The 21,129-nt window shown below is 68.9% G+C and carries 25 protein-coding genes; 13 read left to right on the plus strand and 12 right to left on the minus strand.

Annotated elements, in window-relative coordinates; translation table 11 throughout:
- The first annotated feature begins 14 nt into the window (after positions 1-14).
- The 4 genes from ABCR83_RS17490 to ABCR83_RS17505 all read left to right on the plus strand — a co-directional run bounded on the left by ABCR83_RS17490 (position 15) and on the right by ABCR83_RS17505 (position 2,877).
- A complete protein-coding gene (locus ABCR83_RS17490; RefSeq protein ID WP_462695956.1) occupies positions 15-470 on the plus strand; it encodes a hypothetical protein in 456 nt (151 codons plus the stop codon).
- Positions 467-1,249 carry a hypothetical protein gene (locus ABCR83_RS17495; RefSeq protein WP_462695957.1) on the plus strand — a complete coding sequence of 261 codons (783 nt, stop codon included), beginning with the start codon at positions 467-469 and terminating at the stop codon, positions 1,247-1,249. The genes ABCR83_RS17490 and ABCR83_RS17495 overlap by 4 nt, the downstream gene beginning before the upstream one ends.
- A 339-nt stretch (positions 1,250-1,588) precedes the next feature.
- Entirely contained in the window at positions 1,589-1,951 is a 363-nt protein-coding gene (locus ABCR83_RS17500) for a hypothetical protein (protein ID WP_462695958.1), read from the plus strand.
- Positions 1,952-2,268: 317 nt separating this feature from the next.
- Positions 2,269-2,877 (plus strand): HhH-GDP family DNA glycosylase, encoded by a 609-nt coding sequence (locus ABCR83_RS17505; RefSeq protein WP_462695959.1) that lies wholly within the window; start codon positions 2,269-2,271, stop codon positions 2,875-2,877.
- 239 nt (positions 2,878-3,116) lie between these two features.
- Here ABCR83_RS17505 and ABCR83_RS17510 read toward each other — a convergent pair whose 3' ends face one another.
- Positions 3,117-3,347 (minus strand): DUF397 domain-containing protein, encoded by a 231-nt coding sequence (locus ABCR83_RS17510; protein ID WP_462695960.1) that lies wholly within the window; start codon positions 3,345-3,347, stop codon positions 3,117-3,119.
- Positions 3,344-4,207, minus strand: a complete 864-nt coding sequence (locus ABCR83_RS17515) for a helix-turn-helix domain-containing protein (protein ID WP_462695961.1) — start codon at positions 4,205-4,207, stop codon at positions 3,344-3,346. The genes ABCR83_RS17510 and ABCR83_RS17515 overlap by 4 nt, the downstream gene beginning before the upstream one ends.
- Positions 4,208-4,469: 262 nt before the next feature.
- On the opposite strand from ABCR83_RS17515, the gene ABCR83_RS17520 reads away from it, so the two are divergent.
- The 7 genes from ABCR83_RS17520 to ABCR83_RS17550 all read left to right on the plus strand — a co-directional run bounded on the left by ABCR83_RS17520 (position 4,470) and on the right by ABCR83_RS17550 (position 10,974).
- Positions 4,470-4,943: an ATP-binding protein gene (locus ABCR83_RS17520; RefSeq protein ID WP_462695962.1), complete on the plus strand. Its 474-nt coding sequence runs from the start codon at positions 4,470-4,472 to the stop codon at positions 4,941-4,943.
- A gap of 191 nt (positions 4,944-5,134) precedes the next feature.
- Complete coding sequence (locus ABCR83_RS17525) at positions 5,135-6,445, plus strand: UDP-N-acetylglucosamine 1-carboxyvinyltransferase (protein WP_462695991.1); 1,311 nt, start codon at positions 5,135-5,137, stop codon at positions 6,443-6,445.
- A complete protein-coding gene (locus ABCR83_RS17530) occupies positions 6,442-7,671 on the plus strand; it encodes a bifunctional UDP-sugar hydrolase/5'-nucleotidase (RefSeq protein WP_462695963.1) in 1,230 nt (409 codons plus the stop codon). The genes ABCR83_RS17525 and ABCR83_RS17530 overlap by 4 nt, the downstream gene beginning before the upstream one ends.
- Positions 7,668-8,207 (plus strand): dCTP deaminase, encoded by a 540-nt coding sequence (gene dcd, locus ABCR83_RS17535; protein ID WP_462695964.1) that lies wholly within the window; start codon positions 7,668-7,670, stop codon positions 8,205-8,207. The genes ABCR83_RS17530 and dcd overlap by 4 nt, the downstream gene beginning before the upstream one ends.
- Positions 8,204-8,740, plus strand: coding sequence for a dCTP deaminase (locus ABCR83_RS17540; RefSeq protein ID WP_462695965.1), 537 nt, complete (start codon positions 8,204-8,206; stop codon positions 8,738-8,740). Before dcd ends, ABCR83_RS17540 begins: the two co-directional genes overlap by 4 nt.
- Complete coding sequence (locus ABCR83_RS17545) at positions 8,737-9,846, plus strand: glycosyltransferase family 4 protein (protein ID WP_462695966.1); 1,110 nt, start codon at positions 8,737-8,739, stop codon at positions 9,844-9,846. The genes ABCR83_RS17540 and ABCR83_RS17545 overlap by 4 nt, the downstream gene beginning before the upstream one ends.
- Before the next feature lie 84 nt (positions 9,847-9,930).
- Positions 9,931-10,974, plus strand: coding sequence for a serine hydrolase domain-containing protein (locus tag ABCR83_RS17550; protein WP_462695967.1), 1,044 nt, complete (start codon positions 9,931-9,933; stop codon positions 10,972-10,974).
- Between the two features lie 250 nt (positions 10,975-11,224).
- Here ABCR83_RS17550 and ABCR83_RS17555 read toward each other — a convergent pair whose 3' ends face one another.
- From ABCR83_RS17555 to ABCR83_RS17600, 10 genes are all read right to left on the minus strand, one after another.
- Complete coding sequence (locus ABCR83_RS17555) at positions 11,225-11,383, minus strand: hypothetical protein (protein WP_462695968.1); 159 nt, start codon at positions 11,381-11,383, stop codon at positions 11,225-11,227.
- A 67-nt stretch (positions 11,384-11,450) separates the two neighbouring features.
- Positions 11,451-11,939, minus strand: coding sequence for a hypothetical protein (locus ABCR83_RS17560; RefSeq protein ID WP_462695969.1), 489 nt, complete (start codon positions 11,937-11,939; stop codon positions 11,451-11,453).
- Between the two features lie 97 nt (positions 11,940-12,036).
- A complete protein-coding gene (locus ABCR83_RS17565) occupies positions 12,037-13,068 on the minus strand; it encodes a hypothetical protein (protein WP_462695970.1) in 1,032 nt (343 codons plus the stop codon).
- 84 nt (positions 13,069-13,152) lie between these two features.
- Positions 13,153-13,374, minus strand: coding sequence for a hypothetical protein (locus ABCR83_RS17570; RefSeq protein WP_462695971.1), 222 nt, complete (start codon positions 13,372-13,374; stop codon positions 13,153-13,155).
- A 411-nt stretch (positions 13,375-13,785) separates the two neighbouring features.
- The gene (locus ABCR83_RS17575; protein WP_462695972.1) at positions 13,786-15,879 is read right to left on the minus strand and encodes a hypothetical protein; all 2,094 of its coding nucleotides are present in this window, start codon (positions 15,877-15,879) and stop codon (positions 13,786-13,788) included.
- Positions 15,876-16,757 carry a bifunctional DNA primase/polymerase gene (locus tag ABCR83_RS17580; protein ID WP_462695973.1) on the minus strand — a complete coding sequence of 294 codons (882 nt, stop codon included), beginning with the start codon at positions 16,755-16,757 and terminating at the stop codon, positions 15,876-15,878. Before ABCR83_RS17580 ends, ABCR83_RS17575 begins: the two co-directional genes overlap by 4 nt.
- Before the next feature lie 14 nt (positions 16,758-16,771).
- Positions 16,772-17,644 (minus strand): hypothetical protein, encoded by an 873-nt coding sequence (locus ABCR83_RS17585; RefSeq protein WP_462695974.1) that lies wholly within the window; start codon positions 17,642-17,644, stop codon positions 16,772-16,774.
- Positions 17,641-17,877 (minus strand): hypothetical protein, encoded by a 237-nt coding sequence (locus ABCR83_RS17590; RefSeq protein ID WP_462695975.1) that lies wholly within the window; start codon positions 17,875-17,877, stop codon positions 17,641-17,643. Before ABCR83_RS17590 ends, ABCR83_RS17585 begins: the two co-directional genes overlap by 4 nt.
- Positions 17,878-18,095: 218 nt before the next feature.
- Positions 18,096-18,431, minus strand: coding sequence for a helix-turn-helix domain-containing protein (locus ABCR83_RS17595; RefSeq protein WP_462695976.1), 336 nt, complete (start codon positions 18,429-18,431; stop codon positions 18,096-18,098).
- Positions 18,431-18,694, minus strand: coding sequence for a helix-turn-helix transcriptional regulator (locus ABCR83_RS17600; protein ID WP_462695977.1), 264 nt, complete (start codon positions 18,692-18,694; stop codon positions 18,431-18,433). Before ABCR83_RS17600 ends, ABCR83_RS17595 begins: the two co-directional genes overlap by 1 nt.
- A gap of 61 nt (positions 18,695-18,755) precedes the next feature.
- Between ABCR83_RS17600 and ABCR83_RS17605 the strand changes: the two genes are divergently transcribed.
- On the plus strand, positions 18,756-19,586 hold the full coding sequence (locus ABCR83_RS17605) for a helix-turn-helix domain-containing protein (RefSeq protein ID WP_462695978.1): 831 nt from the start codon (positions 18,756-18,758) through the stop codon (positions 19,584-19,586).
- Positions 19,587-21,095, plus strand: a complete 1,509-nt coding sequence (locus tag ABCR83_RS17610; protein WP_462695979.1) for a tyrosine-type recombinase/integrase — start codon at positions 19,587-19,589, stop codon at positions 21,093-21,095.
- The last annotated feature ends 34 nt before the right edge of the window (positions 21,096-21,129 follow it).

The following is a 21,129-nucleotide window of genomic DNA, read 5'->3' on the forward strand; positions in this document are numbered from 1 at the left end:
CGGAGAAACCCACGATGCACAACGACATCACCCTCGCCGCCGCCGGTACGGGCGCGGAGATCCTCGGCAGCCTCGGCACCGGCGGAGTCGCCGCCGTCCTCACCACCGCCCTCGTCCTCGGCACCCGGGAGAAGGCCGAGCACCGGTTCAGCAAGGGCCAGGCCGTCACCTGCGGCCTCGTCGCAGGCACCGCACTGACCGCGGCCGGCCACGTCTGGGGCATGCCCAACGACCTCACCCTCGGCGCCCTGCACGCCCTCCACGTCGGCCACGGCTCCGGCCCGCTCGGCGACATCCAACCCGGCGCCGTCGCCCTGGCCCTCGTCCTGATCGCCTACCTCGTCAAGCTCAAGCCCCGCACCGCCGGGATCAACGGCCTGGCCATGGCCACCGTCTTCGCCAACGCCGGCGGCGGCTGGGCCATGCTCGCCACCAGCCTCGGCGAATTCGCCGTGGGCTTCGCCTCGTGAAGACCACCGCGCTCCACCTCGTCCGCGGCTCATGGGCCCTGACCTCCCGCGCCCTCGGCCGCACCTGTGCCTGGTGCATGGCCGGCGAGGGCTCCAACAAGGTCTGGCGCGCCCTCGGCCTCGTGGTCGGTATCGGCACCGCCTACCGGCTCACCGGGTCCTCCCCGGCCGTGGCCGGCGGCGTGTTCCTGGCCGGGCTCGGCGTCGCGTGGATGCACTCACCCCCGCCCGGCGAGGACCCCGAGGGCGTTGTGGAGGAGGGCGCCGGCCTGGCCGCCGAGGCAGGGAAGGCGGCGCAGCGCACTGCCAAGAAAGTAAATGCGCAGGTCACGGGCTCAACGGGTGGTGCAGACCTGCACCAACCAACGCCCTCCTATCCCCTCGAACCGGCCGCGTTCCTCGACCGACTCCGCACCCTGATCGGGGACCGCAACGGCGTGCTACTCCGGGACGTCGTCGCCGACCTCCACACCGCTGGCGTCCCCGCCGAGTGGGGAGTGCCCGACGCGCGGGCCCTGTGCACCACCCTGGGAGTGCCCGTGAAGGGCTCCATCAAGGTAGCCGGGGAAACCTCCGTCGGGGTCCACCGAACCGCCCTCCCGCCTGCTGCCGCCCCCTCTCCCCCCGCCTCTTCCATAGAGGCCCCCGAGGCGGGCAGTTCGGAAGGTAGTTCACCCATGACCTGCGGCGACTACCCGCCAACTACCTCCGACCCGGCCGGAACTACCGGCCTGGCGACCGGCATAGCTACCCCGGTCCGGCGCTTCTTCCGAAGGTGAAGGGAAGCCGCTCACCGGGCCGAACACGAACAGCTGCGCCCCGTTCCCAGGTCTCCGGGAGCGGGGCGCAACTGCGTTCGGGGGTCCGCGTCATTGCGGACCCTTTCTCCGCCCGGGTAGTCGGCCATGGATGCCGACTACCCGGGCCCCTTGGCCTGATCGGAGGTAGCTCCGCATGAGGGAGCCAACACGATCACCAGGGGTACGCACTGGTGCGTACCCCTCTGTGCTCGTCGCCGCCAAGGGGTACACGCCAGCGCGGACCCGGTTTTCGAGGCACTCGGCACCCACTGATGACCCTCAACCTGATCGTGGATCGCAACGAGCGCCGACAGCGACATGAACGCCGGCCAGAAGGCCATGGTGGCACTCGCGCTGGAGCCGATGTTCGCCGCCGCTCAGCCCAAGGGCCGCCCGAAGGAGGACGGCTCCGAGGCAGCCCGGTCACGGAAGGTGACGGAAACGGTCGCAGATCTGCGACAGCAAGACTTCTGGGTCGAGCCGCGGGCCCCCCGCGAGCGGAGGTCGAGTGAACGCGCAGCGAAGGCTGTTGGTGCCTCCGGCCGGGCTGTGCAGCAGGCCAAGGCCGTCGTCCGCGACGCACCCGACCTCGCCGCCAAGGTCCGCGCTGGCGAACTCGCCCTCGACCGAGCCGACCGCGAACGAAAACAACGCCTCGCCGCCCCGGCCCAACGAAGGTGAAGGGGTCCGGAGCAGTCCGGACCTCCATGGGGCCGACGCCGAGCCTGGCCGGAGTTGCTCCGTTACGGGGGCCGTCTTCAAGGGCTTTGACGGCACGTTACTGGGCGGCGGGTTCTCCAGGGTCGGAACTGCTCCATACCCTGCATCTCTGGGTGACGACAGTCGACGCCCCACCCCTTCGGGCAAGGGGAACGCACCAGTGTGCACTTCGCTGGCCGGGACGATGCTTCCCCGTGAGGGGTACTCACTGACAAGTACCCCTCACAGGATTCCGCGTTCATGTCCCGGATCGTCAGACTGGACATCATCATTGGTCGATGACTGCACTCAGCCACACCCAGCGGCTCATCGCCCACATTCGGACCGTCCTCGGCGACGGCCCTTTCCTCCCGCCCGGCGGCTGGGCCCACATGGGTGTTGTGATCTGTGACGCCAGCTTCCAGGCGCGCCGTAAGTACGAGTTGACGATCCGGCCACGGCTTCTTCAGCTCCAATCGGCATGGCCCGACGCCGCCACGGTCCGCGGCTTCCAATCGCGACTTGCTACGGAAGACCTCGCCGTCGCCATGAACTTCAAGAGTCCTCGCAGGGTCGCAACAGCCCACGGCATCACCGATCTGCTGGCGGCCAGGGGAGTCGATACTCGCGACGACCTCCACGCATGGCTCGACGACCAGTCCAACCGTGCCGACCTACGCGCTGTGAAGGGAGTAGGGCCAAAGACCGTGGACTACATCGGCAACCTCGTCGGCCGATCGCAGGTCGCCGTGGACGTACATCTGCGTTCCTTCGCCGCGGATGCCGGTGTCTCGGGCCTCGGGTACGAGCAGCTGCGAGCCGTGTACGAGGAGGCCGCCGCCGTCCTCGGACACGAACCAGGCGGGCTGGAGCACGCAGTCTGGCGGTGCAAGTCACAGGATGTGTAACCCATCCTGGACAGTCTCGCCGGCCGCTTCGGTGCTCGGATGTCGCCGTACACGCAGCCCCGTGGGGTTGCCCGGAACAGGACAGGAGACCAAAGGGGCTGGGACAGTGCAGCGTGGCGGTTCCGGCGGAGGTTGTCCGCTGCCGTGGCGGGGCAGAGTTGATTCTTGATGACCGGTCCGAGCGACTGTGTCTCGTTCGGACCGGTCTGTTCTCACTGCCGCCGGCAGACCTGTGCCGGTCAGGTGTGGATTGCTCCTTCCTCGGCGGTGCGGCCGAGGAAGGAGGCCCATTCATCGGGACGGAATCGCAGAACGGGCCCGCCGGGGTCCTTGGAGTCCCGGACAGCGATGATGCCGCCGGTCTCGGCGACTTCGACGCACGCCCCGTTGCCGGAACTGTGGCTGCTCTTGCGCCAGCGGGCGCCGTTCAGGTCGACCTCACGGACAGGCCGGCCGTGGTGGGTGTTCATGTCTGCTGTATCTCCCTTGCGATGTTCTCCAGTACGGCAGAGGTCTCCTGCGGATCGGGCCCCGCAGCTCGTACGAGGTCGAAGGTCTGGATGAACTTGCGGACATCGCGCTCCTTCTCCAGGTACACGTTTCCGGCGATCGAATCGACGTAGACCACAGTCGGCGCCTTTGTGCCGAACTCCATGAGCGCGAAGGTCCCGGCCATGGCCGCGTGGGCACCCTTGGCGGTCGGCATGACCTGGATCGTCACGTTCGGCAGGGCCGCGGCATGGATCAGGTGCTTGATCTGGGCTGCCATCACCTCCTTCCCGCCGACCGGTCGCCGCAAGGCGGCCTCCTCGACGACCACCCACAGCTCCAGCGGATCAGGACGGCGGGAGAGCAGGTCCTGCCGCTGCATGCGGAAACGGACCAGCCGCTCGACCTCCTCAGGCTCACCCGGCCGCACCGCCGCGATCACTGCTCTCGCGTAGTCCTCGGTCTGCAGCAGTCCGTGGACGAATATCGGCTCGTAGGCGCGAAGGGCGACCGCGTCGGACTCCAGCCCGGCATAGGTGGCCATGCCGGACGGCAGGACCTCCTCGTAGTGGGCCCACCAGCCCTGTTGCTGGGCGTCCTTGTGGATCTGCATCACGGCCTCCACCTGAACTGGGTCCTCAACGCCGAACCAGGCAAGGAGATCGCGCACGTCCCGCGCCTTGATCGGGGCCTGTCCGGTCTCCACCCTGCTGATCTTCGACATCGAGCACTCCAGGTGCTCGGCGACGTCCTCGATCCTCTTGCCGGCGCTCTCGCGCAGCCTCCGCAGCTCGGCTCCGAGCTGGCGCTTGCGTACAGTCGGTCCACTGGCCGTGGCCATCACCCCTCCTCGAGAACCCCCGCAAACGGCTCCTTGCCGTACGCAAGTGTGCCCTAGCGCCGTCAACTCCTACCGTCTGACAGGAGTTTGACGCCAGATAGCAGCCTGAGCAGCAGGCATATGCCCACTTGTTCCACGCACTTGCGTGAGAGAAGTGCACGGGGCCATTCTGAGGGCGCTTCACGATCCGTAGCGCGGCTGTCGCTGATCGTTAGTGGCCGGCGTGCGCGCGGATGCCGCCTCGGACGGAAGGAGCCCAGCCATGCACGCGGTGCCAGGCCAACGGCGCGAACGACCGAAGGACGAAGCCGACCCGGTGGCGGTGATAGACCGCTCGCTGCACTTCTCCGTCCCGACCACCCCGGGCGCCGTGCCGGCGGCCCGCCGAGAAGTCGCCGCCCAACTCGGCCTGTGGGGCCTGATGCCCGGGGCCGCGGTGGTGGAGACGGCCGTGCTCACCGTGAGCGAGCTGGTCACCAACACCGTCCGCCATGCTGCTAGGGCCTCGTCCCGGGCCGACGTCCATCTCGGCATGGACCACCGGCACCTGATGGTCGCGGTCCACGACCGCGACCCGCGGATGCCCCACCGGCCCAGGACCCCGCACCTCGACGGCAGCGGCGGCCGGGGCCTGCGCCTGGTCCAGGCCCTGGCCGCAGAGGCCGGCGGCAGGACCAGCATCCCCCGCGATGAGGACGGGGGCGGCAAGACCGTCACGGTCCTGCTGCCTTTGTAAGAGCACGTCGGCAGGCGGCGGCACGTTCCCGCCGAGGCGTCGCCGCCCGCCGAGCCGCACCCCAACGGCCCCACCCGGTGGTGCGGCAGGCGCCATTGCATCGCTGGCGCCCTCGGCGGGCCCGGACCAAGCGGCCGGGCCCGCCCCACGGACCTGACCGGCATTCCTAATTGGAGGCCCTGGTGACATCCCTGCCCACGACCGTGCCTGCCGCGGTCGTCCCCCATGCGCTCACCGTCCGTCCGGGCGACCCACTCAGTGGAGTCGTGGCGGTGGACGGCTCGAAGAACGCCTGTCTGCCGCTGCTGGCCGCCGCCGCGGCCACCGGGCGGCACGTGAAGCTCAGCAACGTGCCTGCCAGCGCGGACGTCCAGCAGATGCTCGCTCTGCTCCAGCAGACCGGCTTTCGCATCTCCTTTCCCGTTGGAGAGCCCGGCAGCCTGATCCTGTGGCCCGGCTCCTTCGGCCCGGCTGCCCCGGACCTGACCGAGGCCGCCCGCATCCGGGCCTCCTACTACCTGGTCCCCGCTCTCCTGGGCGTCTATGGCTCGGCGAGGCTGCCGTGGCCCGGCGGCTGCCAGGTCGGTGAGCGGGGCATGGGCGAACACTTCCGCGTGTACGAGACGTTCGGCGACACGGTGCAGTTCGACGACCGGCACTACCTCGTCACGGCCTCGGACCGCAGGCTCGGCCGGGTCTGCCTGACCCTGCCGTTCCGCTCGCGCGGAGCGACCATCGCCGCAGTGCTGCGGGCCGTCGTCGCCAACTGCCGCCTGGTCCTGGGGAATCCAAATCTCTCGCCTGAAGCGACAGCCGTTCTGGCCGCCTTGCACCAAGCGGGCTGGGACGTGCATGCGAACGAGGAGACCATCACCATCGCCCCGGCGGACACCACGGCTGGCGGCCTTGAGTGGTGGGTGCCCGGAGACAAAGTCGAGGCGGGCACGTTGGCTTGTGCAGTCGCGGCGACCGGCGGATCCGGACGCATCGAGGGACTGCACGGACCGGATGTCCGGCCACTCGCCGACGCACTGACCCACGCCGGCATCCCGGTGACCGTGGCCCCGGACGCGATCACCGTGCACCCCGCCCGGCTAACCGGCCGCCCCCTGCGGGCCATGGCCTCCCTGGCCCCGGACGGCCTGGACGCCGACTTCGAACCCCCGCTGATGGCCCTCTCGTTGGGCCTGCCGGGAACCCACCTGTTCGGCGACTCCATCAACCCCGGCCGCCACAGCAACCTCCTCCCCCAACTCGCCCGGCTCGACGCCCACATCGAAGCCCTTTCGCCAACCCAGTGCCGCGTGACCGGCCCTCAGCGGCTGACCGGCACAATGGTGGAGGCCACCGACATCCGCACCGGCTCCGCGCTGCTGATCGCCGCCCTGACCGCCCGCGGCCTCACCACGCTGACCGGCCTCGATCAGCTGCGGCGCGGGCACCCGGACCTGCCCGGCAAGCTCCGCTCGCTCGGCGCCGACCTCGCCGAGGTCGCACGATGACCGGCGCCCGCGTACTCGAGAGGATCCTGGCGACCACGGACTTCCACTCTGCCGTCGAGCAGTCCACCAGCATGCTCGCCCACCTCCATCAGGCCCGGCCCACCGCGCTGATCGGGGACTGCGGGGACTTCTTCGAGGGCAGCGGCTACTACCGGCTCGCCGGCGGCGCCATCGAACGAGCCGTGCTGACCGGGCTCTACGACGTGCTCGCCCCCGGCAACCACGGCTGGACCCACCACTTCGAACCCGACCTCCATCCGCTGACGGTCTGCGCGAACGCCATCGACGAGGCCAGCGGACGGCCGCTGTTCAACCGCGTGCGAGTCTTCCGCATCGGCGGCCGCCGGGTCGCCGTCACCGCCGTCATCGGTCCCGACGCCTTCCGCGACATCCCGGCCCAACAGCGCCACGGCCAGCGGGTCACCGATCCAGTACGGGCCTTACGGGAGGTACTGCTGGCCCACCATCACGAGGCTGACGCGTGGATGTTGCTGTCGCACTCCGGCTTCGAAAACGACCTGGCCCTCGCCGCCGAATGCCCGTTCCTGGACATCATCTTCGCCGGACACTGCCACAGCGACCACTACGCCCCCGAGCCGGTCGGCGACACCCTCGTCGTCAAAGGCCAAGAACTCGGCGCCGGATACGCACTTGCCGAACCAGTCGGCGCCGGCTGGGCCGCCCACACCTGCACCTTCCCTACCAGCTCGCCCGTCCTACCCGAGGAACTCGCCCCCGTGGCAAGGAAGATCACGGCCGTGCGCGAGCAACTGTCCGCCCAGATCGGCATCACGGCCGAGACCTACCGCGGCACCGTGCCCGACCGGCACCAGATCCTCAGCGAGGTCGCGACCCGGCTCCGCTCGGGCCTCGGCGCCGAGGCCGTCATCCTCAACGACACGGCGCTGCGACCCCAGCGCCTGGGCATGGTCCTGACCTTCGGGGACCTGCTGGCCCTCGAGCCTTTCGCCAACCATCTCGTGCACGCCCGCATCCCCGATGCCCACCGCTACGACCCCGCCGGCCTGGTCGCCCACCTGACCGAGCAGACCGGCCCCCTGGTCACCACGCCGGACCCCCTGCCGACCGGGCTTCGTACCGTGCTGACCACCGACTTCCTCGCCCAGAACTTCCTCGGCGGCCACGGCCGCCAGGCCGGAATCTCCCTCGGCCAAGCCATCCGCCACCTCCTCACCCGCTCCTCATCGGAAGGGCACTCGCGATGATCCTGACTGGCCCCGAGATCACCGCAGCCGTCTGCGACGGGCGCCTGCGGATCGACCCCTTCGACACCGACCAGGTCAACCCCAACAGCTACAACGTCCGCCTCGGCACCACCCTGTCCACGTACACCGAGGCCGTCATCGACGCCCACCGGCCCAACCCCACAACCGTCCACACCATCGGTGACGGCGGCTACGTCCTTGAGCCCGGCGAGCTCTACCTCGGCCACACCTTCGAACGGGTCGGCTCCGACCACTTCGTGCCGCTGCTGTTCGGCCGCTCCAGCGTCGGCCGGCTCGGCCTGTACGTCGAGATCACCGCCCCCATCGGCGACATCGGCTTCTACGGTCAGTGGACCCTCATGCTCACCCCCGTCCGCCCCCTGCGGGTCTACCGCGACATGGAGATCGGGCAGGTCATGTTCTTCGTCGCCACCGGTCCCATCGACCTCTACGCGGGCAAATACCAGGGCTCCAGCGGCCCCCAGCCCTCCCGGGCCTGGCAGGACCTCGCACCAGCCCAGGCGGCAGCGTCGTGATCCTCACCCAGGCGGCCATCGCCGCCGCCGTGACCGCCGGCGAGATCAGCATCGACCCCTTCGACCCCGCCAGGCTCTCCACGAACGCCTACGACTGGCGTCTGGGCGAGACCCTACGGATCTGCGACGGCGACCTCGACGCCGCCCGCCCCACCGCCTTCGCCGAGATCACCATCCCCGCCACCGGCACTGTTCTCCAGCCGGGAGTGCTCTACCTCGGGGTGACGTACGAGCGGACAGGCTCGGAGACGTACGCGCAGATGCTCAACGGCGACCACACCACCGGCTCGCTCGGCATCTGGGTGCACGTCTCCGCGCCCCTGGGGCACGTGGGACACGCCATCCGCTGGACCCTGGAGATCCGCGCCACCAAACCCGCGCGGGTCTACCCGAAGATGACCTTCGGCAAGCTCATCTTCCTCGCCACCGCAGGCGACCGTGCCAGCTACCAGGACGCCGGTGGCAAGTACGCGACCACCGAGGGCATCGACATCTCCCGCCTCTACACCGAACTCGCCGGAGGCCCCCGATGAATCCCACCTCCGGGCCGTTGGTCGCCACCGCCCTCGACCTGCCCGCCGGAAGCCCCGGCGGCAGCGTCGAACTCTTCCTCGATCTCTACACCGGCCCCCGACCTCTCATCCCGGCTCAGCCGTTCATGCTCACCCCCACCGGCCGCCACCCTCGCCGACCCACCGGGCTCGGCCTGCTGCCGGTCGTCGGCAAGTGCCTAACCGGCCCGGCTTTCCACCGTTACGTCGCCGCCCTTGCGCGGGCCCTGGCCGAGACGGTCGATCCGGACACCATCGGCGTCCTGCACCTGCATCACCTGGCCTTCGGCGCCACACCCGCCCTGATCAGGGCCCTGCCCAGGCACCCGCGGATCGCGCTCGTGCACGGCACCGACCTGCTGTTCGCCGAAGCCCACCGCGACCAGCACCACGTCCTCACCCACACTGTCCGGCTCGCTGACGCCATCGTCGTGCCGACGGCGGCCATGGCTGACCGTCTCCTGCGGATCGCACCCACCGCCGACCGCACGAAGATCCACCACATCCCCTGGGGCATTCCCGACCAGCTCCTGACCCGCCAGCCCCGACGCTCACACCGGCAGTCCGCTGGCCACTTGCGGCTGCTGTACGCCGGGCGGCTCACGTCGGAGAAGGGCGCTGAGAACCTGCTGCGGGCCCTGGTCGCTGTCCCCGGCGTCGAGCTGAGCATCGCCGCCCCGCACGACCAGTTCCACACCCTCACCCCCGTCATACGGCAGTCGGGAGTGACGACCCGTTACCTCGGCTGGCTCCGCCGCCCGCAGCTGTGGAGAACCTTTGCTGACCACGACCTGCTCGTCATGCCCTCCACCACCCTCGAAGCCATGGGCCTGGTCGCCCTCGAAGCCCAAGCCTGCGGCCTGCCCGTCCTCTACCAGCCCGTCCCCGGCCTCGCCGAAACACTCGCCGCCTCCGGCACCGCCACCGACTTCACCCGCCCCGCAGCCCTCGCCCGCGACATCAACCGGCTCCGCACCACCCCCGGCCTGCTGGACGCTCTACGGCAGGCCGGACGGCGCAACGCGGCCCGCTACCCGCTCAGCACCTCCGCCAAGACCCTGGCCGAACTCGGCCACCGAATCAGCTGACCAACCGCCACGTTCTCGCGGCCGGGCCCGCCCACGTCACTACGCTGACGAACCGAGCCCGCACCGCGACATCGGAGATGCTCCATGGCAGACAGCACCGAGAAGATCAAGCAGCTCGTAGCGGACGGCGTCCGTGGCCAGGTCTACCCCGGCGCGGTGTGGGCCACCGGCGACGCCGCGGGCATGAAGGCCGGAGGCACCGCCGGCCTCCTCGACCCCGCCGAGCCGGACACCCCAATGCGGCCGGACACGGTCTTCGATGTCGCCAGCCTCACCAAGATCCTCGCCGTCTGGCCCACCATCGGCGCCCTCTGGGAAGACGGCACCCTCACCCTCGACAAACCCCTCGGCACCTTCTGGCCCGAGGTCACCGGGCACCCCCTGGGCGAGGTCACCGCCCGCCACCTGCTCACCCACACCGCCGGCGTCCCACTGCGGGCCCAACTCAAGAACCTCTACGGCACCGACCCGGCCGCCATCCGGGCCGGAGTCCTCCACGAGGCCCTGCACCGGCCGCCCGGCGAAGCCGTCGAATACACCGACCGGGCCGCCCTCATCCTCGGCTACCTCGCCGAACACCTCTCCGGCCAAAGCCTCGACCAACTCGCCCACACCCGCGTCTGGCAGCCGCTCGGCATGGCACACACCCGCTTCGGACCGCTGCCGCCCGAACTGACCGCCCGCTGTGCCCCGACCGAACTCGACGAGGACACCGGCCGCCACCTCAAAGGCACCGCACACGACTTCTCCGCCCGCCTCCTCGGCGGCGTCTGCGGCATCGCCGGCACCTTCTCCGTCCTTGACGACCTCGCCCGCTTCCTGCGGTACATGCTCAACCCCGCCACCGCCCTCTCAGCACCGGGATTCGGGCCGAACTGGGTCGAGGAGTCCCTGACCGTCCAGACCGGCGCCCTGGAGCCCGTCCGCGGTCTGTTCTGGCACCCCGCCCCTGGCACCAACCCCGCAAACCGCACCTACGTCCACTACGGCTTCACCGGCACCGGCATGTGGATCTCCCCCAAGCAAGGCATCTGGGCCGTCCTGCTGACCAACAAGCTCTACTTCACCCGGAACCGCGAGCCCCTCACCGAAATCCGTAACACCTTCCGCGAGCTGGTATTCGGTTAGGGCCTGTTCGATGGGTCGGTGCGGTGGCAGATCGGTGGATGGGTCGGCGTGCCGACTCGCGTCCGGATACGACGATCAGGGCAAGGTCGGATCCCGCTGCCATCAACGGCGGCCGGTTGGCGTTCGATGGGTTGCAGCGAGTGGCGGTTACGTCGATGGATTGGGCACGGAATGTCAGCGGGTTGCCTGTCAGCGGGCCCTGACAAGCCGCGTGGATCGGATCGGTCGACGGCACGCACGGGGGCGGTGATCAGGTAGTAGCGGCCGCAGGGCGGGCGGTGCAGGCTGAGGTGGCGGTGGTGGGCAGTGCAGTGCGGGCAGATGACCACGATCTGCGGGTGCCGCTGGTGATCAGTTCGCTTGCGGTGATGGTCGGGAGGTCGTTGTCGAGAGCGGTGTACGTGGTCACGGGCTCTCCGTCCATGTGGCTGGTGGGTGGCCGACAGGAGTGTCGCGGGCCGGCGCCTGCCCCTCAATCACTCGGAGGGCTTCGGGCCCATCCGGCGGGCCATCCCCGCGGCCTGCTCCGGAGTCACCAGCTCCACCCTGCGACGGAATACCCCCTTGACCACGAAGAAGCACGAGAACTTCCCATACGGGCCGATCTCTCGGCACTCGTACAAGCCATTGCCAGGGATCGGCCACCCGTAGGGCGGCTTTGTGCTGCGGCCGAGGAATGTGCGCGCGTACACGTACTTCTTGTTCGTGCCGCGGATCTTGGCTACCCAGCCGGCCAGGTACTCGGCGATGAGGCGCTGCGGAGTGATGGACACCCCTGGGAAGGGGGCGGCCGGGTCAGCGGTGGCCACGTTGAGCGGAAGATCGAGCGCTGCCGTTGAGGCGGCCTTCTGCTCCGGGGTGGCGTGCCGTGCGCAGACCCCCGGGTGAGGGTCGATGCCGTACCAGACCATGAGCGGATGCCGGCAGCGGGTCCCCTTGGTCGTTGTCGTCGTGCACTGGATCACGCGCCCTATGTCTCCCTCGGTCGTAGCTGGTTGGGGGCCAGGGCCTATCGGAGGCTCCGGCAGTCCCGAAGCCCCTCGCGGCGGCACCTGGCCCCGGTCATGAGATGTGGGACAAACCCGCAGGCGTGGCACCGGGGCCTTTGCCCGCGCAGTCCCCCGTGCCCAGCGTGTTCGCGATCTGGTACGCCGTCTTGAGATCGGCGTTCATGTCGTCGATGGCCTTGTTCGTGGTCGCCACCGCTTGTGTCACGTCGTGCTGGGCCTGCGAGAGGGCGCTGCTCGCTCCCGCGGGCATCGGCAGGCCGTCGGCTTTCAGGGCTGTCTCAGCCCGTTCGACCGCGCTGATATCCGAGCGCATGCCCTGGATGCCGTTCGTCTCCTGCTGCACGTCGTAGGAGCCGGATGTGTTCACGTCGTAGCCCACGTTGTTCTCGGCGTCGTAGCCGACCACGTTGTCGACGTTGTAGCAGCCGTCCCCGTTGCCGTTCTTCGCGTCCGAGCGCTCGCCGGCCAGGTCCTTGTCCGCTTGTGTCGCGTCGGCGCGGACAGCGGAGGCGTTGGTGAAGTGCGCGATGTCGTTATTGAGTGCGTCGACGGCCTTCACGGCAGCATCCTGGTCCGCGGCCCGTGCGCTGGTTGCGGCGCTGGCCTGCGCAGATGCGGACTCCTGTGCCTGAGCCTGCCGCTCGGCTGTGGAGTCCTCGCTCCATCCTTGTTGGAGCAGTCCGCTGCACACCTGCTGCCCGGTTGTCTGGGTTCCTCCGTCCCGGACGACCATGCTCCACGGCGCTTTGGACATCGCGCACACGGCGGGGGTGGCGTCCTCGGTGTTCACGGTCTGGGTGGTCCAGAAGTCACCACCGTTGGAGAGGGAGGAGGCGAGGCTGCCGCATTCCGGAACGGGGTTGATGCTGCTGTGGGTGGTGGTGACCTGTATGCGGGCGTCGTGGCCGTAAAGGTAGAGCCAGCAGCTGCGTCCGACGTCGACCTGGGCATGAGGGGAATAGGACGCGGCCGGCGCCGATGTGCGGGATGCCCCGGCACGGTGTGATGAGGGGGCGTGTGAGCAGCCGGTGAGGGCGAGGGCTGCGATGAGCGGGCCGACGACAGCGGCATGAGGGCAGGGCACGCGCAGAGCGTAGGGCTGTGGGCATGCCGCACATCGGTTATGTGAAGGGGTCGTGACAATAACGATGCGAATCGGGTGGTGAGTTCACCGATCTCGATACACGACGCCCCGATCGGTCGTGGGGAGCCGGGCCCGATCGGCGGGCCCGGCAGACTCCGCCTGGCGGCGAAGCCGTTGCGCGTGCCAGCGGGCGAGACCCTGGGTACGGGCTGCGGCGAGCTCTTCCCGTTCGAGGCGCTTGCGCTCCTGCTCGGCGCGAACGCGGGCGTTCCTCTGCCGTGTCCCGATCTCGACGGAACTGGTCATGACGACCTCCTCCGGTGCGATAGGTCATGACGGTCCCTTTCGGGGCGGTGGGTGGGAGGCCGGGCCCGGTTCCTGCGGTCGGGCATCCGAAGCTCCTGTGTCTCGTATTCGCCCGGTGTGTTGTGTGCAGGAGCGGTAGCAGCGGTAGCAGCTGATTGAGTCCGCGGGTCAGGGGCGTTGTCTGCTGCTACCGGTAGCGCGTCGAAGCCGGTAGCGGACCGGTAGCACGAGCGGTAGCGGCCTGAGCGAAGCGGTAGCGGCAGTTCGCTCCTGCTACCGGCCTGCTACCACCTCCGATGCGGTACCGGTAACGTCTCGACAGTGCGCTGAGCTGCAAGAATGCGTCTCGGTCGGCTGCTGCTACCGCTGCTACCGCTCTTCTCCCGGATAGGACGCCTACAGCGGGATGCATTACGCGCCCTCCCCAGTAATCCGCTCGGCGCGAACATGGAGCACCCGCTTGCTCTTACCGGTGATCCTCCGCACGACCGTCGGCCGGCCGTCCTCGCTGCTGGAAGCAAGGTGGTTGCCTTCCTTGAGCCGCTTGTGGATCACGACCTTCGTGGTGGCGAGCGGTTCGGCCGCACGCCCTGCGTGCTCGCGCGCCACCTCGTAGGCCACGTCCGGATGCAGGTAGATGTCCCCGGTAGCGGAGAGCCAGCCGATGCACTTGCCCTTCGGGTGGTACGCCGTCGCGTAGGCGCCCGGGTGCGGTTCCCAGCCCCACTTTTCCGGCTCGGCGGGCTCGCGCCCGGTCTCCTGGTCGCCCAGGTGCGCACTGCCGCCGACCAGAGCGGCCGCCAGGGCTCTCAGGTAAATCTCGGCAACGGCCATGCCCTTGGCGTAGGCGGCCTGCTCGGCCGCTACCTGAAGGAGCGCGGTTTTCACCCTGTCCATCTGCGCCTTCGCCTCGTCGGTCGAGTAGGCGCCGATGGCGACCGCGAAGGCGAGGAACTGGCGGAAGCCAGTCAGCAGACCGGCCGTCGCCTCAGGAACCCGGGCGTGCCCGCCGGTGGCCTTGGCCAGCTCGGTGCGCAGTTCGGCGATCTGCTCCCGCAACCGGTCGGCGTACTCGTCGTCCGTGTCGAGTTGGGTCGCGAGGTGGCGCACGTACCCGGCCATGGCGAGCTCGTACACCCCCGCCGTAGCGCGCTGCTGAGCTTCGGTCAACTTGACGACGTCGACGGCTCCAGCGTCGACGGTGGCGACAGTCAGCCGGGCGCGCAGGGATTCGCCAGGCGGCACGTCCTCGCCGGTCGCTGCGATCTGAGCCCTGGGAGGCCGTTCGGGGCGGCGGGTCCCGTCCGGGCGCAGTCGCCCACGTCCGGCGCTATTCGCGGCCCCGCGGAAGATCCGATCCGCCGCAGTGGCCAGCCGCCGCGGGTCGTCCGCTGCCTGCGGCGCGTAGTCGTCGACGATCAGCAAGACGTTCGCGAGCTGGTGGGCGATGGCCTCCAGCGCGTTGCCGGTGAACGTCCAGTTCGCCGGAAAGTGCCGGGCGTCCAGACGCCGCCCGTAGTGCTGGAGCACCGTCGCGGACAGCGCACTTTTAAGTGATCCGCTGGGCCCCACTACGTATGCGCTGGTTTCCGGTAGCAGCGGTAGCGGGGCGCGGTATGCGGCACCGAGCAGCGGGGCCGTGACGGTCAACGGCGCCACGTCCAGCAGGGCAACGGACGCGCGCACGGCCTCGGCGAGCACCTCAGTGTCCACCGCACCCGGGTCGCGCAACGCATACATGTTCAGCGCGTCGGTGCCCAGGTCGACGGAGACAGCCGTGTCCATGCCTCCCGCACCCAGCGCGCCGGAGGCGGTGAGGAACCTCCAACTGCCGTCGATGTCCGATCGCCACCCCGTGTGCGCGTAGGTGATCTGGCTCGTCCACTGGCCATCGCCGAAGTACTGCGCGGCGGTGGCGACGTGGGCCTCGTCGCGGGACATGGGTGTGATGACCGCGGATGCGCCGATCGCCTGCGCAGCCCAGCGCCGGGCCTGGGGGAGCCGCTCGGCGGGCACCTCAACTTCGACCGGTTGTCCTCCAGGCCGTGTCACCCGGATCTTGATCAACGTGGTGACCTCGGCGCCGTCGTCCCGGATCACCTGCGCCACGACCTCGGGGACGAAGCGGGCGAGAAGCATCTGCCCGCCATCCGGCGTGGCCAGGTACAGGCACCCGCTCTCGGAGGTGTACGGGCAATCCGAGCGGACAGCCGTCTTGATGTCGTTGACGCGCCGTTTCTTGGCCTCTGAGGCGAGGGAGCGCCAGTCTCCAGCGCCGAGGAGCTTCGCCTCAACGACCGCCTTGCGGTACCGCTGCAACTCGATCTCGCCACGGCCCGCCAGCCACGCAACAAGCTCGCCGATGCCGTCGAGCCGCTCGTCGGAATCCATGTCGGCGAGCTTCGTGACGGCTTCCTCCGGGGTGCCGAATGGGCACTGATCGAGCTGGTCAACATCGATGCCGTTGGCCTGGAGGAACTCGCGGGCCTTCTCGTCGGTGCTCATGCGCTGTTCCTCACAGGTGCGTTGCGGGCGCTGCTCACGGTGCGTTCGGCGGCGCGTTCGGGATGGCCCAGGGAGACGGCGGCATCGACGAGGGCACGGCCAACCGCATCGGCGCCCACGCCCGTCTCGTGCGCACGGCAGGCCGCCCAGTACAAACGGTTGTTCAACTCGCCCTCGGGCGCCTCCAGCACGAACTTGACCAGGCCGATCAGGGCCGCGCCCCGACGAGGGCCGGGCAGGTAGACCGGGATCGGCCGGGACGGTGGTGGAGGGAGCATCAAGGCGAGCAACTTGTCCGGGAGTTCGGCGGCCGGCCGCCTCTCGACGAAGCGGTAGATCCCCTTCGGGGTCCAGGACCCCGGGCCGACCAGATACCCGCCGTAGCCGCGGACGTCGATGCCCGGACCGAGCTTGCCCGCACTGTTGCGGACAGGGGCACCTGCTGGTCCGGTGAGCCATAGATGCAACCCGTCGGAGGGGGTGCCGATGACGGTCGTCTCGGGCACGGTGAATCCGTGCTGCTCAGCGAGGGCAGCGAGGGAGGCGACGCCGTCGACGCCGTTCTTCCGGTCGAGGTCGATACCGAGGAGCGGCTCGTTACCGCGACCGCAGGCGATCCCGTATCCGGCGGCGTAGGGCGCTGCGTCGAACAGTTCGTCGAGCCGCTTCGGGTCGGTCGTCGCATCGTGAACGCCGTGCCCGATCCGCCCGCAGGCTCCGCGGCATGTCGGTGTGCCCGGGGGATCATCGCGGTGCGGAGACCGGATCGCGGGCAGCTTGGCCCGTCCGATCGGGAACGAGTGGAGTCCATGTGCCGCGGCCTGGTGCGCTGCCTCATATGCGCGCAACCACGCGGCACGCGGAGATTGCGTGCTCACGCCGTCGAACGGAGTCATGAGCGGCCCCCGATCATGCGGTGCAGCACGTCTCGCTCAGACTGTTCGGCGATCTGGTGGAGGCGATATGCCTCGGGGTCGATGTGCTGTGTGATCGCCTTCTCGAGCAGTTCGCGCATGAGAGTGGGCGGGATCGCGTCGACCTCGACAGAGCCGCCTTCAAAGGATCTGGCTCGGCTGTCAGATGCCTTGGTCGGCCGGGTGGGCAAGTTGAACTCGGCGATCTGCTCGGGCGTCACCGCGATCCGCTCGAAGACCGCCGGGCACAGCCTCATCTTGTCCCGAATGAACTCGCTGACCTTCGTCTGGAAGTCGCGCCAGGCATCGAGTCCGGACGGGTCGTGGTCACCGAGCTGATAGACGTACACGACCTTGCCCGCAGCTCTGATCGACTCGGCCATGGAGTAGCAGAACGACTCGGACGCGTACCCGCGCAGCACACCGAGCGGGACATCCCACTTGGAGGTAACGGAGCCGATCACGCCAGAAATAGCGTCCTTTTCGGTGAAAACATGGACCTCGACGTTCTGGTCCCGCCAGAGCGCACGCCGGTACGAGGCGGCGGCGTCGTCGAGCATGCTTTCGACGTCGTCCCATGTCTGCGGCTTGGAGATCCAGCGGGTGCCGTCGGTGATGTGGCGATACGGGAGCCGGCCTGAACGGCGCAGCTTGAGAACCTGTCGGCCGACGAGCCGGTATCCGTTCTCGGTCTTGTCGACGGCTCCGGCGGATACGACGCGGTAGTACACCCCGCGCAGGGTCACGGGATGCTCAGCAGCCACTGCCGTCAGGATCGCGTCGTCAACGGCATCGAGCTCTACCTGAGTCCGACGCTTCCTTACGGTGCTAGCACCGTAAATCTCGCTCACGCTGCCCTCCGTGTGCGCCTGCGCTTGGGCTGCAGCTGGTACTGAGCTCCGCACGGGGCGGTGACTTTGCCGAGGTGGACGTGCCTGTGCCAGCCGTCGCAGCCGGGGCAGCGTCCGGTGAACTCGACGCGTCCGCGGGTTGCGAGGGCGATGGGCTGCACGATGGGCAGATGGGCATCGACCGTGCCGGTGTCGACCTGGAAGAGCTCCGCCTGATCGGTGGTCGTGCACATGGTCACCGGCCACCTCGCTGGGGCACGGCGATGGTGGGGCGCCGAAAATGGCCCGTACTCTGGCACACGGCGAACACTCCAATCGGTGATGGTGACGTAGGCCCCGGGCGCTGTGCAGGCGATGGATCCGGGGTCTCGTCGTTTCGGACAGGGGTGGGCGTCGGTGCCCCTGTGCGTCGTCGGTGCTCGTAACACCGGCGCCTGCACAGGGGCCGCTCTTATGCGCCCCGGAGGTGGCGTACGACCCCGGATTCAAGTGGGGTGCAACCGCATTGAGACTGCGATTGGTCTGCCGTGACCTGTGCAAACTCGTTGTGTCGGCACGGTGATGGCACGGCCGGTGAGCCGTCGGTGGGGCCGAACAGATACGTGACGACGTCGACAGTCGGGATCTTGATGCGGCGGCCGAGGCGTAGGACGCGCGTCATGGTCCAGTCGCCACGGCGTATCGAGTCGTAGACGGTGTCCTTGTCGACGCCGAGGATCGATGCGAGGGCCGGAACCTCTATCGTCGGGCCCTCCGCCTCGATCTCCTGGCGAGTCCAGTTCGTCATCAGGCCGCCACCCCTCGCTGTGCGAGCCACGCGAGGACGTCGCTGCGGCGGTAGCGGATACGGCCCGCCCGCCCCTCCGACAGCTTCGAGTAGCTCGGCCCGGTCCCCTGCGCTCGCCAATTGGCGAGCGTCTGCGGGGCGACGTTCACGATCTCGGCAGTCTCGATGGGCGTGAGCCAGAGCTCGTCGCCCGCCATGGCGTGCTGTGGCATCAGAACTCCAAGATGAGCTCCACAAAAGCCAAGATGGCCAATGCGTTCCATGGTTAAGGAGGATAAGCAGGTAGCTTGCGGGATGTCTACTCCGTGCCGCAGAATCTCCATCATGGCTTCCAAGGCAGTGGTGACAGGCCCGACGGCCGAGCGGGTGGCACGCAACATCGAGCGCCTTCGCAAGGCAAGACAGCTGAAGCAGAAGGACTTGTCTGACCTGCTCGAAAAGGTGGGACGTCCGACGCTGCCCACTGTGATCAGCAAGATCGAACGCGGTGAACGGCGCATCGACGTGGATGACTTGGTGGCGTTCGCCCTGGCCCTCAACGTGTCACCGAACACCCTGTTGCTTCCGCCTACCTCGGGCGACGAGCCAACGGATCTCACAGCCGAGACGCAGGTGCGCAGCCGTACCGCTTGGCGGTGGGCCATGGGACAGGGGCCGGCGGTCGACTGGTGGCCGGGGGACGGCGTCAGCTTGGCCGAACCCGGCGCCGATCCCGCGATCGCGGCGGAGACATACGAACGTGAGCAGGAGTACGGCCGCCTGCGGCCCGAGTACGTGGCTCTGGCGAATCCGGCCGGAGTCCGCGGGCTTTCCGATCAACCGTCTGTGCGGCTCGCCCGCCAGCTGGCCGATCTCATCGAGGACACCGTCACGCCCGAGCCGGGCGCCGACCCTGCCGCCCTCGCGGCGCGAGGTCGGATGGCGCAGCGCCGGTATGCACAGCTCGGCTTCGACCTGGAAGAGATCATCGAACACCTGCCGCCGGCTCATCCGGGCAGGGTTGCCCGGGACGTTTCGATGGGGACGGACGAGGTCACTGACCTTGGCGAGCAGTTGGCGAAAGCCGAAAAAGAGGCAGCAAGGAGGGCCGCTGAACGCCCGCTCGGGCAGGCCGGCGGCGAGGACGACAGCAAGGACGACTCGAGGGGGGAGTGAATGAAGCCGTTCAAGGCTTGCTCATGCCGGGATCCGGAGACGAAACGGCTGCTCGGCAAGAAGTGCCCGGACCTGAACAAGAAGGGTCACGGCGGTTGGTACGCCCGGTACGAGGCGCCGAAGTCCGCGGGTGGGAAGCGCCGACAGCCGCGCATCGGCCCGTTCGACACGGAACGGGAGTGCAAGGCGGAGCTGGGCAAGGTGCTCGGCACGGCCGCCAGCCCGAAGGCGCACGACGAACGGAAGACCACGTTCGGCGAGTACCTCGAGCGCCGGTACACGTGGCGGAAGTCCGAGGCCGAGACCGGTGAGGGCCTGAAGAAGAGCACCCTCGACGCCGAGCGCGAGGCGATCGACCTGTACGGGAAGCCGGGCCTCGGGCACATCAAGGTCGTCGACCTCACGGACGAGCACTTTCGCGAGCTGTACGCGGCCATGCGGAAGTTGAACCGGCCCGAGGAACTGGGCGACCGGTCGGAAGTCCTGCGCCGCCTGAAGGATGCGCGGGCCCACCGCGACGGCCGCCGGCTGCACACCCGCCCGATCTCCGAGAGCCGGATCCGCCGTGTACACGCGGTCCTGCACGGAGCGCTGACGGACGCGGTCAAGCTGTCGAAGATCCGGCCGGACAACCCCGCTGACGGGGTCTGGCGCTCGAAGGGTGGCAAGCGGAAGCAGGGCCGCGTCCGTCCCCTGCTGTGGACGGCCGAGCGGGTCGAGGCGTGGGAGAAGACCGGGGTCGCGCCAGCCAAGGTGATGGTGTGGACATCCGAGCAGTGCGGGGCGTTCCTCGACTTCGCCGAGGCATCCGAGGAGCGCATGTATCCGGCGCTGCATCTGGCCTCGTACTACGGTCCACGACGCGGCGAGCTGGTCGGCGCCGAGGAGAAAGACCTCAGCCTCGAGCGCAAACGACTGCACGTTCTGCAGGCGCAGTCCGACGACGAGTTGGACGACACGAAGACCGAGGCCGGCTATCGGCAGATCCCCCTCGACGACGAGACCGTGCGCGTCCTGAAGGCATGGCGTAAGCGAAAGCTCAAGGAGCGGTTGCGGTGGGGCGAGCTGTACCGGGACGCCGGTCGCGTGTTCTGCTACGAGGACGGGGCGGCGCTGAAGGCGGAGTATCTGTCGAGCCGCTTCCGGATCCTCCTCGAGCGGTACGCGAACATCCGGGAGAAGGCGGCGGAGAAGTGGTCGGCCGAGCGGATCACCCGGAAGTTCCGGACGACCGAGGCGGCCGTCGAGGTGGCGCTTCGGATGACGCTGCCGCCCATCCGCTTCCATGATTTGCGTCACGGTGCGGCGACGATGCTGATTGCCGCGGGAGTGGACGACAAATTTGTGTCCGAGGTCCTAGGTCACAGTAGCGTCTCATTCACGAAAGACGTCTACGCGGTGGTGGCCGAGGAGCTGGCCGAGGACGCCACGCGCCGGATCGCGGCCTTCATCCCGCGTCAGAGCCGCCTTTCGGCGGTTGGTGCCAGCACGGTGCCATCAGGCGGCTGAAAGAGCCCCTGAAACGACTCAGGGAGCCCAGCAA

This window comes from Streptomyces xingningensis (assembly GCF_054957865.1).

Coding starts and splice junctions, on each gene's coding strand:
- ABCR83_RS17490 (WP_462695956.1), top strand. CDS start 15: ATGCACAACGACATCACCCTCGCCGCCGCCGGTACGGGCGCGGAGATC.
- ABCR83_RS17500 (WP_462695958.1), top strand. CDS start 1,589: ATGAACGCCGGCCAGAAGGCCATGGTGGCACTCGCGCTGGAGCCGATG.
- ABCR83_RS17505 (WP_462695959.1), top strand. CDS start 2,269: ATGACTGCACTCAGCCACACCCAGCGGCTCATCGCCCACATTCGGACC.
- ABCR83_RS17510 (WP_462695960.1), bottom strand. CDS start 3,347: ATGAACACCCACCACGGCCGGCCTGTCCGTGAGGTCGACCTGAACGGC.
- ABCR83_RS17515 (WP_462695961.1), bottom strand. CDS start 4,207: ATGGCCACGGCCAGTGGACCGACTGTACGCAAGCGCCAGCTCGGAGCC.
- ABCR83_RS17520 (WP_462695962.1), top strand. CDS start 4,470: ATGCACGCGGTGCCAGGCCAACGGCGCGAACGACCGAAGGACGAAGCC.
- ABCR83_RS17530 (WP_462695963.1), top strand. CDS start 6,442: ATGACCGGCGCCCGCGTACTCGAGAGGATCCTGGCGACCACGGACTTC.
- dcd (WP_462695964.1), top strand. CDS start 7,668: ATGATCCTGACTGGCCCCGAGATCACCGCAGCCGTCTGCGACGGGCGC.
- ABCR83_RS17545 (WP_462695966.1), top strand. CDS start 8,737: ATGAATCCCACCTCCGGGCCGTTGGTCGCCACCGCCCTCGACCTGCCC.
- ABCR83_RS17550 (WP_462695967.1), top strand. CDS start 9,931: ATGGCAGACAGCACCGAGAAGATCAAGCAGCTCGTAGCGGACGGCGTC.
- ABCR83_RS17570 (WP_462695971.1), bottom strand. CDS start 13,374: ATGACCAGTTCCGTCGAGATCGGGACACGGCAGAGGAACGCCCGCGTT.
- ABCR83_RS17575 (WP_462695972.1), bottom strand. CDS start 15,879: ATGAGCACCGACGAGAAGGCCCGCGAGTTCCTCCAGGCCAACGGCATC.
- ABCR83_RS17590 (WP_462695975.1), bottom strand. CDS start 17,877: ATGTGCACGACCACCGATCAGGCGGAGCTCTTCCAGGTCGACACCGGC.
- ABCR83_RS17595 (WP_462695976.1), bottom strand. CDS start 18,431: ATGACGAACTGGACTCGCCAGGAGATCGAGGCGGAGGGCCCGACGATA.
- ABCR83_RS17600 (WP_462695977.1), bottom strand. CDS start 18,694: ATGGAACGCATTGGCCATCTTGGCTTTTGTGGAGCTCATCTTGGAGTT.
- ABCR83_RS17605 (WP_462695978.1), top strand. CDS start 18,756: ATGGCTTCCAAGGCAGTGGTGACAGGCCCGACGGCCGAGCGGGTGGCA.
- ABCR83_RS17610 (WP_462695979.1), top strand. CDS start 19,587: ATGAAGCCGTTCAAGGCTTGCTCATGCCGGGATCCGGAGACGAAACGG.